We start from the raw sequence: 13,893 nt of genomic DNA on the forward strand, positions 1-13,893 counted from the left end.
AATTACATTTTCGCGTGAATACGGGCAACCTTGCGTTTGGCTTTCAGCCGATTCTTGCTACCAAGTTTCTTCTTGGCAAGACGACGTTGGTATTTCGCAAGTTTAGCCGCGTATTCTGCGGTATGGCGGGGATTGCCGGATTTAAAACCGTCAGAGGTGACGAACAAATCCTTGATGCCCACGTCGATACCCACTTTTTTATCGGTGACGGGCAGCAACGTGGCATCACATTCACACAGGCAAGACACAAAATAGCGCCCTGCCTGATCTTTGGAAACGGTAATGGTGGTGGGGTCAGCGGGAAGCGGCTGACTCCATTTAATCCATCTCCTTATACACAAGTTCCCAAGCTGATGTAAGATAAGCAATTTACACCCATGAACTGGTCATCTAGCGAACTCACCGATCTTGATTTGGGAGACAAGCGCCTCGAAACACGCGCAGCCCATATTCTCAACGCCATGCTAAAAGTGCCCCAATCCAGTATCCCCAAGGCTTGCCAGAGTTGGTCAAGCACCTTGGCGACGTACCGTTTCTTCTGGAATGAAGCGGTGAGCCATGATGCTTTGATGGCATCCCACTTTGAAGCGACAGAGTGCCGAATTCGTCAACAAGACTCGCGGATTATCCTGTGTATTCAAGATACGACCGAACTGGACTTCAATGGACAGGAAACCGAGGGCTTGGGGCGGTTATCCTACGATAAGCAACGCGGGATGTACCTGCATCCGACCTTGTGTATTACCCCAGAACGTTTGCCGTTGGGCATCACCGATACGTGGATGTGGTCACGGGGATTGAGCAAAGCGGCCGACCAAGCCAACCCCAGCATCAAAGAAAGCCGTCGTTGGATTGAAGGGTATGAACGGGTAGCCGAACTGGCGGCACGCTGCCCTGAACACCGCTTCATCTATGCTGGCGACCGTGAAAGCGACTTTTACGACTTGCTCCAACGGGCGCAAGCCTTGAATTACCCGGCTGACCTGCTGATACGGGCGCAACATAACCGTGCATTAGGAGATGACCTCAAACTGTGGGATGCCATTGAGCAACAACAGGCGTTGACCCGTATCACCTTTACCAAACCGCGCAAGCAGGGTGAAAAGCCCCGCAAAGTGGTACAAGAAATCAAGGTGTTACGTTATACCTTGCGTCCCAAGAGTCAGCATCCGATGCTATTGACCTTGGTTCAAGCCAAAGAAATTAACCCACCCGCCGGAAAATCGCCCCTCATTTGGCGTTTAGTCACCAACCGTTGTGTGGAAACAGCCGATGCTGCCTGTGAACTTATCGACTGGTATCGAGCGCGTTGGGAAATCGAAATGTTTTTTGATGTCCTGAAAGTTGGCTGTCGCGTCGAAAAACTGCAACTGGAGACCAAAGAGCGCATCGAAAAAGCCCTCGCGCTCTACATCATGGTGGCTTGGCGGATTATGTTTCTGATGCGGTTGGGGCGTACCTGCCCAGAACTTCCGGCTGATCTGGTGTTTGACCCGCTGGAATGGAAAGTATCCTTCCGGCTCGGCAAAAAAGCACTACCCGATGGCATACCTACCCTCAATCAAGTGATCCGCAATCTGGCAGAACTGGGTGGCTTTTTGGGCAGAAAATCCGATGGCGAACCGGGGGCTAAAAGTATCTGGTTGGGCTATTCACGAGTGCTGGACTGTATTTATGGTATTCAGATGGCTAGTGAGTTGGGAATGGATTGATTTGTGTATAAGGAGATGCATTTAATCGCCAATGGCTGCTCACACTTTGCCAGCTTCAGTTCATCGTTTTTAAAGGTGAATGCTCGGTAAGTGAATTCAGCCGACTGGTGGTGTTTTTTGGATTTAAAAACAGGGTATTTCGCCCGACCTTCAAAGAAATTTTTGAACGCGGTTTGCTGGTTTCGCAAACATTGTTGCAGCGGAACACTGGAAACGTCGTTCAGAAACAGGGACTCAGGCAGTTTTTTGATGGCAGTCAATCGGGCGTTTGCGCCCGTGTAACCAATTTTTTCCTGAGTCTGAGAATAGGCATCGGTGCGGTAACGCAAGATGCTGTTGTACACGTAGCGCACACAACCGAAGGTTTGCGCTAGCAGTTTTTCTTGTTGCTGGTCGGGGTAAAACCTGAACTTGTAGGCGCGTTTCGTTTGCATGGCTCTCAGTATAGTTGATGCGGTGAGTTATGCGTGTTTAACCAAGATAGCTTAACGAAAGAGGAGCGAGAAGAGGGTCGGCTAGCGCCGACGCGCTATCCCTCCCCGACCTAAAGGACGGGGTATCTCGCGCAAGATGGATGAAAATACCAAGTGGTGATATTAATCTGAGGGATGCGTTACTATTGTGCGTATGAAACCCTTGCTCCTCATCCTGTTATATGGTCTATTGATCTTTTCAACGGCGAATACTCCGGCTGTTGAGCAAGCCTCGTTCACCACCAGTATTGTTCTGACCCAATCAGAACAAACATGGCTCGAACAACGCCAAGGCGCCCCCCTACGCTACTGCTTCAGCCCCGTCTGGAAACCCTATGATTTCTTTGAGGATGGCAAGCATAAAGGCATTTTTGCCGATTACGTGCACCTTTTTTCCAAACGGTTGAATATCCCTGTGCAGCCAGTGTTGAGCAGCACTTGGGGCGAAGCCTTGCAGTTTGTTCGCGAAGGCAAGTGCGATTTCCTTTCTGGAGCAGTCAAAACCCCAGAGCGTGAAGATTTTTTGTTCTTCACTATGCCCTATTATCAAACGGCGCATGTTTTGCTCGCTAAATCCGGTCGACCGTTTGTCCAGTCGCTGGCGGATATTGCGGATCAAAAAATCGTTATTCCGACCAGAGGGGCAATTGGGACACAGTTACGCCAAAATTACCCAAATACCACCTTTATTGAAGCGGAAACCCCTGATGAGCTGTTTGCAATGGTTGAAAACGGTAAGGCTTATGCTGGGGTTGCTTCGTTTGCGCATGGCATCCAGATTATCCAGCAGGGGCTGTATAACTTAAAAATCATCGGCAAACTCGATTACGATTACCCCATTTCGGTTGCGGTGCGTAAGGATTCCCCGCCATTGCTGGGCATTATGCAAAAAGCCGTCGATTCCCTCACACAAGCCGATCACGATGCTATCAAGCTTAATTGGAATTCGGTCTATGTGGTTGAAACGACGGATTATTCCTTGCTGTGGAAACTCGTTATCGGCGCAAGCCTGATTTTGCTGGGTAGCATTTACTGGAACCGTAAACTGACCCGTTTGAATACGGTGCTTCAACAAGCCAAGGAAGCCGCAGAACGCGCCAATCAGATCAAAAGCGAGTTTCTGGCAAATATGAGCCATGAAATTCGCACGCCCATGAATGCGATGATCGGCTTGGGGTATCTGCTACAACAAACGGATTTGACCGCGCAACAAGACGATTACCTGAACAAAATGCAGTCATCTTCTAAGATGTTGCTGGGCATTATCGACGATATTCTGGATGTGGCGAAAATCGAAGTGGGTAAGCTCGAATTGCATTCCACCGCCTTTCGGCTCAGTAATGTGTTGCAACAAATGACGTATTTGTTTGAAGAGCAGGCGCGGCAAAAAGGCTTGGAATTTCAGATTCAAGTCGCCGAGGATGTGCCCACCTGCTTGGTTGGCGACCCACAACGCCTCGCACAGATTTTGTTGAATCTGGTGAGTAACGCAATCAAATTCACCGAAGCGGGCGAGATTTGTATTAGCATTGCATGCTTAGCGCCTGTTGATGGGAAATCCCGCCTGCAATTCAGTGTGGCAGATACCGGTATTGGCATTAGCGTGGCGCAACAGGCAAAGCTATTTCAACCATTTTCACAGGCAGATAGTTCCTTGTCCCGACGGCACGGTGGGAGCGGTTTGGGGCTGGTGATTAGCCAATCGTTGGCGCGGCTGATGGGCGGCAATATTACGCTGGAAAGCCAAGTGGGGCAGGGCAGCACGTTTATGTTTACCGTCGCGTTCACTGCTTGCATGGATCACACGCCTGCCAACCCCGCCGCTACGGCAGTTGCGGGCATCTTTAACACCGTGCAAGTGTTGCTGGTGGAAGATGACCCGATGAACCAGATGGTGGCGGGTGAATTATTGAAGCGATTAGGCGTGACGGTCACGGTGGCGAATAACGGCATCGAAGCCCTTGAAGCCTTGGGGAAAACCGCTTTCCACTTGATATTTATGGATATTCAAATGCCGAAGATGGATGGTTACGAAGCCGTTCGGCTGATTCGTCAACAGCATGAATGGCATCATTTGCCCATTATTGCCATGACTGCCCACGCCATTTCCACGGAACGGGATAAGTGCCTTGCAGCGGGGATGAATGATTACCTGACCAAACCCATTGACCCCGCCGGGTTGGCGGCGATGTTGGCGAAGTGGGTGGTGGTGTTGGGTCTGCCCCATGCTTAAAACGGGGCAGCCCATTAACCTTCGCGTTAGCTCTTCGTCCCACCAAACTTCCCAAATATATCCATCCACTGCTTAAACACATCCGCATTTCCTGCCACGCCTGGCTTGAAAAATGCCATAGGGTCGAAGCCTTCCACGCCATCCTGCATTTTCTTCAGCATTTGTGCCATGACTTCGCGGTTGAATTCCTGCACATCTGGCAAGCCCATCACGCGGCGCAGTTCTTCGGGGGTCATCTCGACGTTTACGGTGATATTCATACGTTACTCCCTTGGTTGCAATGTACTCATTCTGCCATAAATCCGTTAATCGCGTTTAGATTGCCTATACTCTATAAAACGCTTGCAAAGGAAACGGGCATCCATGACTGATACACCTCCACCGGCGGACGATCCTGCGCCACCTCCACCCTTGAGCATCGGTAAACGCTTACAGGCTTGGGTCTTGCATTCCCTCGATTTTATGCGGCTGCTGACTGAGCGCCTGATGGGATTTTTGCGGCTTTTCGCTACGTTGGGGCTGTTCTTGATGGTGCTTTTTGTCGTCGTTAAAGCGGTGGATAGCGCCAATTTGGTCTTGGTGAAAGCGTTCACCGTGCCACAAAGCATGAGCGCTAGCCACACTGACGCAGGGCGTATTATCGCCAATGCCCTCAAGCAAGAATTGTTGCTGGCGGAAAACGACATTTACGCCACCGTCAAACGCACCAGCCGCAATGGCAAAGTCAATATCGAAGCAGTGACCGGCAATAACGAAGACTATTTACTCGGCTCAAGCATTAAACTGCCCGAAACCGGCATTTCCATCAACGACGTGGTGGAATTCATCGGCAGCATCTTTGGGCGACGCAATATCACCGGCTCGGTCTACCAAGATCAAGGCAAGCTGTTCCTGCAAGTCGAACTTGATGGACGCATTTTCCACTTCGAGCGCAAGCTGGATGACCACGACCCCAAAGCCCTCAATATGGATTTGATTCGCGATATGCTACGTGAAAGCCGCACGCAATTGCTGAGTGTTGCTTCCGAAAGTCATAATCTGTACTTTTATTGCACGGGCGAGGCGGCTTCGTTGGAACACCCCGATAGCCAATTGAGCGAATGGTTCGACTACTGTTCGCGCTTGCAAAGCAGCCAAGTGACCCCCGAAACCCTCGAAACCCTGTTGCGCGACCTGCATTCCGCCCACGCCCGCCAATTGGCGAATGGCAATGACACCTTGAGGCATATTTTGGCGCAAACCATCGGCAGTGCCTTGGATAAAACCCGCTTGCTCTGCCCCGATTACCCCACCACCAAGGTCTGTAAAGCACCAACGTTGCCAGAAGTGGCGCAAATGTCGCTGAAATTGCCCGAACCGATGATTGCCGCCGCTGCACCGTCGTTGTACCCCGAATTGCCGGATGCACGGGCGTTTGAGCCGGAAACGCTGTCAATGCGCAGTATGATTCGGGTTGAACCCATGACTTATGATGTCGTTGAACCATTGGTGGAATTGCCATCGGTCAGGGCGTTGCAAGCGCAATGTGCTAGTCACGCGGCTGCTAAGCCGCAGGAAATACTGGCATCTAACCGTACTGAAAGCGATGCGACGCTGCTGTTCAACAATAATCGCCCAATTCAAGCCGTGGAAAAATACGCGCAAGCCATAGAGCAGAATTGCGGCAATGTGTTTGCGTGGGCCAATTTGGGCGTATTACTGGTATCCACTGAGCCGCCGTTACGCAGTGTGGATGAGGCGCAATTGGCACTGGAAATGGCTGTCAAATTGAACGATAAAATCGACTGGATTCAAAACAATCTTTGCATTGCCCGCGCATGGCTTGCACCCTTGGAATCGGTAGAAAAGATGATCAGCGATGAGGCTTGTACGACTGCACGCGGCTTGAACCCTGCCAATAAAGTCATTCTCGACAAGCAGTTTTATCTCGCGGTGGCGGATCGTTATCTCGTGGAAGGGCAATACGCGCAGGCGGCGAGTACGTATCAAATCGCCGTCAGTGCGGATCGCAAGCGCGATTGCAATACCAGCAAAGTCATCGACAAACTGGCGCTACTGGAAGCCGAGCATGGGGTAGCGGGGGCGAAGGCGGCAGCTTGCACGATTTTGCAAGATGCCGTGGCGTTGCCGGGAGGGAAAATTAGCGCGTGTGAGGCGAAACTAGCAGCGTTTCAGTGCCCGTGATCAGCCCTATCCTGTCCTTCTGCATGCCTCAGACTGGTTGTAACGGAGAACCAACTAATTTCCCTAGTACATCTGCTAAGCGTATGCCTGCCCAATCCCAATGGCGTTGAAAAGTGTATTGGGATTGTCCTTTTTTGCTCAAATGTTCACCCAGTCGGACAATATGCGGCGGCGGGTCAGTCAGGGTGAATTGTTGAATTTCATCAAAGAGGAGCGCTTCCATCAAAAAATAATAAGCAGGTAATAGGCTTTCAATGGGATGGGTGTAATAAAAAGGGCGCACTTGCTCAATGGCATAAATACTCTGGTATTGCTCAGGAAAATATTGTTTAGTCAGGGCTTGGTAAATATCGGGGGTTTTGCTTATACCGTCTGGTTCAAGACCAAACTGTAGGGCAATTTTTCGGTTAAATTCTTCCGCCGTTTGGTTAATGATGTCCATGCGTTCCTTGGCAAGTGAGGAGTTCCTATTGCCAGAGCAAGAAATATACCGTTTATTGACACCTGCTTGTTCAAATAGCAGGTACATGAGATCTTCACTCGTCCTACCACAACGTTCATAGAAGGGGTGTAAGAGTGCAAAATAGTATTGTGCAAAGCTAACAAGATTACAGATAGAGCTGTCATCTACGCTGGATAATAGTTCACTAACTTTGCGGGTATAGGCTGACAGTAACACTTGTAAGTTGCCTGAACGCGGCGCATTGAACCTGAAGTCTCCAAACCCGGCAGGGATGTCTCTAATTTCACCGGCAATGCGTGTTACCCGTTCCAACATTAAGCGACGGGTTTGAGAGGGGTAAAGCATGATGGCTTCATTGCCTGCCATCCCCAAAAAATGAATACAGCGAAGCTGGTCGATAAAAGATTGTGAGTACTGACTCACAATTTGCGGTACGAGTACATGAAAACGGTCAGATAAGTAGTGATCCTGCTCCGTCACGGATGTATGGGAATAATGGTTTTCTCCCGTGATGTAATCGTTTGACTGGTAAGAAAACTGGCTAGTAAATGCGTAAGTACTTCTGACATCACATTGCTGTAACCAAGTGACTGCTGTTTGCTCTGAAAATTGTCCTAACAGTTTGCTAAAGAAACAGTTAGCTGACACTAATACGTCCGTATACGGGCTAGTGTCTAAGAAGAAATGTGTCCAAAAATCGCGAATAGTTAGCCTATCATCGGCCGTGTTTTGTTCCATGGAGTGATCCCTCTAGTGATGTTCTTTTTGGTATTTTGCGCCGCAGTTGATACGCGCATCACGATTATAGAGGGGGTGTTGTTTTTTTTATGCCTTACTTCACTCAAAATGACAAATTTATTACATTTGATTAAAAATAGCTCAATTAGTCAGCAGTTCTTGTCATTTTCTCGAAATTGTCAACCATGACAGCAGCGAACCATCATGATACGTATCAAAGTTAATGGTTACATTTTGCTTGTTTATTCTGCTAATTAGTGGCAAGTTGTTACAATTCCTTCTTGATTTGTCCTTTGGCAACCACAGCTATGCTCTGGTTGCTTTTTTTGTGTTTTGGTTAATTGTTGGGGATCTGTGTGATTACATGGCAATAACGAATGTTTGTACTTGTCCGCGTTGTGTGTCGGCGGCACGACGTGTCCGTATCGGTTTTTGGCGGCGTTTGTTTTCAGGGGGAAAAGCGTATTACCGTTGTTATAACTGCGGACATCGCTTTTGGGCAAAAGGTTAACGACGATTGTTCACGGGTAAGAAGTTTGTATGACGAAACAACGTAAAGAGCGTGGGCAAATGCTTTTTGATGACGACCAACTGGTGCAGATGTCCGAAGAGATCGCGGCATTGCTGGTGAAACATTTGCCCGATGGCAAAATGGTAGCGTTAAGTGGCGAAGCGGCACGGATGAAAAGTGAAACTTGTGTGCAGATTTTTGGCTCTAACTCCGAGGGTGAGGCGGTATTCTCCATCAATGTGGTCTTCCGTCGTCCACCACCCCGCCATTTAAACGTGAAGTGTTTTACGCCTCGTGATGGTTAAGCATTAGTCATGTATGTGCAATACCGTATCTACTTCCAGAATGATTCTGTAATGGTATCTTTGAATAGCACCTTGGTGGAATTATTGGCGTTGCAGCTAGGGAAATATCCGCGTTCTGCGGAGGCTAAAGTTGCGGTGCAACGTTGGTTAGGGGCGGCGGTGCGGAAGCAGTTTGGGCATCTGGTTAGTAGAGATGATCCGGTTGAGGATTGGGCGCGGCTATGTCTTTCTGAAGCCGTGTTGGGGAAAAGGTACTAACAAGTTGGGTAAGAAGGCATCCAGCGTGGATGCCTTCCGTGGTCAATATTAATCCAAGCCTTGGCTGCTCAAGTAGTCTTCGTAAGTGCCACGGTAATCCACAATCGTGCCGTCGCCTTTCATGTCGAAAATGCGCGTGGCGAGTGAGCCAACGAACACCCGGTCATGCGACACGAACATCAGTGTGCCGTCGTAACGATCCAGACCGCCATTGAGGGATTCGATGGATTCCATGTCCAAGTGATTGGTGGGTTCGTCCATCAGCATAACGTTGGTGCGGGAAAGCATCATTTTGCCGAAAATCATCCGGCCTTTTTCACCACCGGAAAGTACCCGCACCGGCTTTTTCACGGTGTCACCGCCGAACAGCAAACGCCCTAAGGTGCCACGGTTTTGGGTTTCGGCATCTTCGCCTTCGTAGCCGCTTTTGCGCACGAAATCTGCCATCCAATCGGTGAGGCTGATGTCGCTTTTGAAGTCATCTTCGTGGTCTTGCTCGTAGCTGGAAATACGCACTTTTTCAGCCCACTTAATGCTGCCTTTTTGTGGCTGCAATTTGCCTTCCAGCAGTTTGAGCAAGGTGGTTTTACCCACGCCGTTTTCACCGATAATACCGACTTTTTCACCCGCTTCAATGGCGAAAGTGAAGTTGTTGATCAGCGGTTTTTCCATGCCTTCGTAGCCAAAAGTGAGGTTGTTGACCTCGACGGCGAAACGATGCAGGCGTTCTTTTTCGTCATACTCGAAGCGAATCCACGGGTATTGGCGGCTGGATGGTTTGATGTCTTCCGGCTTGAGTTTGTCGATCAGCTTACGACGACTGGTGGCTTGCTTGGCTTTGGATTTATTCGCAGAGAAGCGGCGCACAAAGTCTTGCAACTCCAGAATGCGGTCTTTGGCTTTGGCATTGGCATTGGCTTGACGTTCACGCGCTTGGGTAGAGGCTTCCATGAAGTCGTCGTAGTTGCCGGAGTAAATCTGGATTTTGCCGAAGTCCAAATCCGCTGTATGCGTACACACTTGGTTCAAAAAGTGGCGGTCATGCGAGATGATGATCATGGTGGAATTGCGGTTATTGAGCGTTTCTTCCAACCAGCGGATGGTATTGATGTCGAGGTTGTTGGTTGGTTCGTCCAGCAACAAAATGTCGGGGTTGGCGAACAAGGCTTGGCACAGCAACACCCGCAATTTCCAGCCGGGGGCGACTTGGCTCATCGGACCATTGTGCTGTTCGATGGGTATGCCGACCGCCATCAGCAACTCGCCCGCACGCGATTCGGCGGTGTAGCCATCCATTTCCGCGAATTGGCCTTCGAGTTCCGCCGCTTTCATATAATCGTCTTCGGTCGCTTCCATATCGGCGTAAATCGCGTCCTTGGCGGACATGACTTTCCACATTTCTTCGTGCCCCATCAGCACCACATCCAGCACGCGCACGTCTTCAAAACCGAACTGGTCTTGACGCAAATAGGCGATGCGTTCGTGCGGGTCTTTGGAAACGTTACCCGCTGTTGGCTCTAATTGCCCGCAGAGAATTTTCATGAAGGTGGATTTGCCGGAGCCATTTGCCCCGATCAAGCCATAGCGGTTGCCGTCGCCGAATTTGACGGAAACGTTATCGAATAGCGGTTTAGCACCGAACTGAATGGTGACATTGGCAGCAACTAGCACTGGGAATCCTCTTGAAATCTGATGTGGTGTGATGGGGTGCTACTGTAGCACTTTTGGCGTTCCTAAAACATGTTCAGAGGGGCATTAAGTATCGACCAAGGCTAAATCGACTCATGCCTGCCGCGCTTTCTTCACCATTCCATGCTGCGGGTCATAGCCCCACACCGCCAGCAGGAAAAACAGGATAAGAGCGCCCAATACGACCAAGGAAGAGAGGAGGTTAAACTGACCATAAAGGGCGAAACGGATCATTTCCACTGCATGGGTAAACGGGTTGAACTGTGCCAGCGTATGCACGATGACTGCTCCCGATTCCTGCAATTTCCATAACGGATACAAAGCAGTGGAAAGAAAAAACATCGGGAAAATCACGAAATTCATCGTCCCCGCAAAATTTTCGAGTTGGCGTACAGAAACCGACAACAGCAGCCCCAACGCGCCCAACATCAACCCCGCTAGAATCAACGTCGGTAGCGCATACAACCATCCCGACCACGGAATGTCGACCTTGAACACCGCACACAACGCCAAAAACGCATAGGCTTGCAACACCGACAACACCGTTCCCGCCACCAGCTTGCTCAACAGCAAAAACCAGCGCGGTTGCGGTGCAATCAACAACAGGCGCATCAGCCCCATTTCGCGGTCATACACCATTGCCAGCGACGACTGCATCCCGTTGAACAGCAGCACCATCCCCAACAAACCGGGCACGACGTACACCTGATACTCGATGTACGTGTCGTAAGGCGGGATAATCGACACGCCGAAAATGTTTTGGAATCCGGCAGCGAACACCATCAGCCATAAAGCCGGACGCACCAGCGCCGACAGCAAACGTCCGCGTTGATGCCAGAACTTAATCGTTTCGCGCTGACTGATTGCCAGCATTGCAGGCCAATGCCTTGTGGTTGCCATCACCGCCTCCCGTTGATTTGCTAATCCTTGATACCGCAAACGGGGTGGTTTAGCTACCAACTTTTTACCAACCTAACCGGGCGGGGCGCTTACTTTTCCACTGCCGTCACCAGCACTTCAAACGCCCGCTCCACCCGATTGCCCGCTTCATCCACCACCACCAAACGGTGCTTACCTGCCGTGGGTTGCACCGCCTGCTGATGAAACGTTTGGGTCGTGCCCAGAAACTGGTTATCCAAATGCCAATACAGCAAGGTTTCGGGGTGCGCAGGCACGGCACGAAACACCGTTTCCCCCAACTTGCCATCCAGTTCACGCGGTAAATAAATCTGCGTATTGTCTTGCGGATAAACCACGCTCAGAGCTTCACCTTGCCCGCTATCACTGCCCTGACAATCCGCCCGCCACGGCGGTAATGGCTGGTAATCCGCATGAAATTGCTGGTAATAATCCGCCTGATCCGGCGGCAGCACAAACCAGTTGCGGGTTTGCATAGCCGCCACGGCTTCGCACTCGCTGGTAACGCGCCATTGCCCCGTCGTGTCCAGATGAATGCGTTGGTGGTAAGGTGTAATCCGTGCAAAGTGGCTACTCAGCGGCACGGATACCGTCTTGGTATCGCACGCACCATTGCTCAAGTAACCATCATCGCGGCACACCTCCACCTGCGTCATTTGCCAATCCGGGCGTTGAAACCAACCACGATTCGACGGCAACAAACTGAAGGTATTGAACAAAATCGGTGCGGCACTTTGCGTTCCGGTCAAACCTGCCCGTCCCACCCCATCGGCATTGCCGACCCACACGCCCACGGTGTAATCCGGGGTTGTGCCAATCGCCCACGCATCGCGTTGCCCGTAACTCGTGCCGGTTTTCCACGCCACTTTGCGGCTGCTGCTGAATTTTTCCCAGTAACCGTCATCGCCGGGGCGAGCGACTTGCAGCAATGAATCCAGTGTCAGCCATGCAGTAGCCGTGGAAAGCGTGGCAATCCGCGAGCTATTGGCAGGCTGGATTTGCAACATCCGCCCCTGTTGCCAGAAGGTTTGTTGATGTTGCTGATCTTGCGCCGCACGGTTGGCGAGGTTGGCGTAAGCCACGCTCAAATCCCACAGCGAGGTTTCTGCTCCACCTAGAATCAGGCTTAAGCCGTAATCCCGCGCTGAACGCTGCACATGGCTAAACCCCAGTTGGCGCAATTGCATCAAAAATGGTTCGACCCCGCGCACACTGAGCATATTTACCAGCGGAATATTCAGCGACCGTGCCAACGCTTCCCGCGCACTCACCGCGCCGTGGTAATGGCGGTTGTAATTCTGCGGGGTAAAACCGCTGTAATTGACCGGTACATCCGCCACCAACGAATCCGGCACGATCAGCCCTTGCTCAACCATGTCCGCAAACAACAACGGTTTCAGGGTGCTGCCGCTACTGCGCGGACGCTGGATCATATCAATCGCATGACCTTGCTCACGCCGCGTCTCCATCGGGCGATTACCGACATACGCCTTCACCGCAAAGGTACGGTTATCCAGCACCAGAATTGCCAGATTTTGCACACCTTCCAGTGCCAATTGTTCGCCGCTACGTTGCGCCAGCGTGTTGAGTTGCTGCTGCAATCCTGCATCCAACGTGGTACGGAAACGTTGTCCGTCGGGGTGTTGCGCTGCCAAGGTATCCAGCAAATGTGGTGCAAGGCGTGGTAACAAATGCGGCGATTCGGGCAAGGGTTCGGCAATGGCGAGGTCGTATTCCAGCTTCGACAGCACGTTCTGGGCAAACAGCAAACCCAGCAAGCGGTTACGTTTTGCCAGCAAACGTTCGCGGTTGCGTCCGGGGTGAATCAGCGCGGGGTTGTTGGGCAATACTGCCAGCATCGCGCTTTCCGCCCACGACAACTGTTCAGGGCTACGTGCAAAGTAACGCCAAGCTGCTGCTTCCAAGCCAACCACATTGCCACCGAAAGGGGCGTGGCTGGCGTAACGTTTGAGGATGTCATCTTTACTGTAACGGGTTTCCAACCGCCATGCCCGCAGCAGTTCTACCGCTTTTTCAGGCAAGGTACGCGGTGGATTGCCGCGTGAGAGGCGGATGACTTGCATACTCAAGGTGCTTGCGCCGCTGACGACGCGCTGTTCACGCAGGTTGTCGTAAGTGGCACGAGCAAGGGCGAGGAAGTCCACACCGCTATGGTTGCGGAAACGCTTGTCTTCAAACTGGATCAGGGCGGTGGCGAATTTGTCTGGCACGCTTTCGAGTTCGGGGAAACGCCATTGCCCATCGGCGGCAATGTGCGCACTGAGCAGCTTGCCGTCACGATCTAGCAGCAAGTGCGAGTGGGTAGTGGTGAAGAGCGTGGGGGGGAGGCTAAAGAACCACCACCAACCCACGAATGCCAAGCATAGGAGGGGGATGATCCCCCTCAAT

12 protein-coding genes are annotated in these 13,893 nt (G+C 51.2%); 5 read left to right on the plus strand and 7 right to left on the minus strand.

The window, feature by feature from the left end:
- Window positions 1-2: 2 nt before the first annotated feature.
- Window positions 3-341: an RNA-guided endonuclease InsQ/TnpB family protein gene (locus J1836_RS06490; protein ID WP_242632748.1), complete on the minus strand. Its 339-nt coding sequence runs from the start codon at window positions 339-341 to the stop codon at window positions 3-5.
- Window positions 342-377: 36 nt separating this feature from the next.
- Between J1836_RS06490 and J1836_RS06495 the strand changes: the two genes are divergently transcribed.
- Entirely contained in the window at window positions 378-1,712 is a 1,335-nt protein-coding gene (locus tag J1836_RS06495; RefSeq protein ID WP_207249434.1) for an IS4 family transposase, read from the plus strand.
- On the opposite strand, the gene J1836_RS06500 is transcribed toward J1836_RS06495, so the two are convergent.
- Window positions 1,682-2,146: an RNA-guided endonuclease InsQ/TnpB family protein gene (locus tag J1836_RS06500; RefSeq protein ID WP_242632749.1), complete on the minus strand. Its 465-nt coding sequence runs from the start codon at window positions 2,144-2,146 to the stop codon at window positions 1,682-1,684. The genes J1836_RS06495 and J1836_RS06500 overlap by 31 nt on opposite strands.
- Before the next feature lie 193 nt (window positions 2,147-2,339).
- Here J1836_RS06500 and J1836_RS06505 point away from each other — a divergent pair, with 193 nt between their 5' ends.
- Window positions 2,340-4,418, plus strand: a complete 2,079-nt coding sequence (locus J1836_RS06505) for a response regulator (RefSeq protein WP_207250272.1) — start codon at window positions 2,340-2,342, stop codon at window positions 4,416-4,418.
- Between the two features lie 26 nt (window positions 4,419-4,444).
- Here the strand turns inward: J1836_RS06505 and J1836_RS06510 are convergent, their stop codons facing one another.
- On the minus strand, window positions 4,445-4,678 hold the full coding sequence (locus tag J1836_RS06510) for a DUF6489 family protein (protein WP_207250273.1): 234 nt from the start codon (window positions 4,676-4,678) through the stop codon (window positions 4,445-4,447).
- Window positions 4,679-4,781: 103 nt separating this feature from the next.
- Between J1836_RS06510 and J1836_RS06515 the strand changes: the two genes are divergently transcribed.
- Complete coding sequence (locus tag J1836_RS06515) at window positions 4,782-6,602, plus strand: tetratricopeptide repeat protein (RefSeq protein WP_207250274.1); 1,821 nt, start codon at window positions 4,782-4,784, stop codon at window positions 6,600-6,602.
- Window positions 6,603-6,630: 28 nt separating this feature from the next.
- On the opposite strand, the gene J1836_RS06520 is transcribed toward J1836_RS06515, so the two are convergent.
- Window positions 6,631-7,803 carry a hypothetical protein gene (locus J1836_RS06520; protein WP_207250275.1) on the minus strand — a complete coding sequence of 391 codons (1,173 nt, stop codon included), beginning with the start codon at window positions 7,801-7,803 and terminating at the stop codon, window positions 6,631-6,633.
- A gap of 540 nt (window positions 7,804-8,343) precedes the next feature.
- On the opposite strand from J1836_RS06520, the gene J1836_RS06525 reads away from it, so the two are divergent.
- Both J1836_RS06525 and J1836_RS06530 read left to right on the plus strand, forming a co-directional pair.
- Entirely contained in the window at window positions 8,344-8,619 is a 276-nt protein-coding gene (locus J1836_RS06525) for a hypothetical protein (RefSeq protein WP_207250276.1), read from the plus strand.
- 51 nt (window positions 8,620-8,670) lie between these two features.
- Complete coding sequence (locus J1836_RS06530) at window positions 8,671-8,877, plus strand: hypothetical protein (RefSeq protein ID WP_207250277.1); 207 nt, start codon at window positions 8,671-8,673, stop codon at window positions 8,875-8,877.
- A gap of 48 nt (window positions 8,878-8,925) precedes the next feature.
- On the opposite strand, the gene J1836_RS06535 is transcribed toward J1836_RS06530, so the two are convergent.
- The 3 genes from J1836_RS06535 to pbpC form a co-directional block, all read right to left on the minus strand.
- The gene (locus J1836_RS06535) at window positions 8,926-10,548 is read right to left on the minus strand and encodes an ABC-F family ATPase (RefSeq protein WP_207250278.1); all 1,623 of its coding nucleotides are present in this window, start codon (window positions 10,546-10,548) and stop codon (window positions 8,926-8,928) included.
- Window positions 10,549-10,659: 111 nt separating this feature from the next.
- The gene (gene pedC / locus J1836_RS06540) at window positions 10,660-11,466 is read right to left on the minus strand and encodes a lanthanide ABC transporter permease protein PedC (protein WP_207250279.1); all 807 of its coding nucleotides are present in this window, start codon (window positions 11,464-11,466) and stop codon (window positions 10,660-10,662) included.
- Window positions 11,467-11,555: 89 nt separating this feature from the next.
- A complete protein-coding gene (gene pbpC, locus J1836_RS06545; RefSeq protein WP_372447666.1) occupies window positions 11,556-13,892 on the minus strand; it encodes a penicillin-binding protein 1C in 2,337 nt (778 codons plus the stop codon).
- Window position 13,893: the final 1 nt, after the last annotated feature.

The sequence above is a fragment of the Thiothrix fructosivorans genome (assembly GCF_017349355.1).
GTDB lineage: Bacteria > Pseudomonadota > Gammaproteobacteria > Thiotrichales > Thiotrichaceae > Thiothrix > Thiothrix fructosivorans.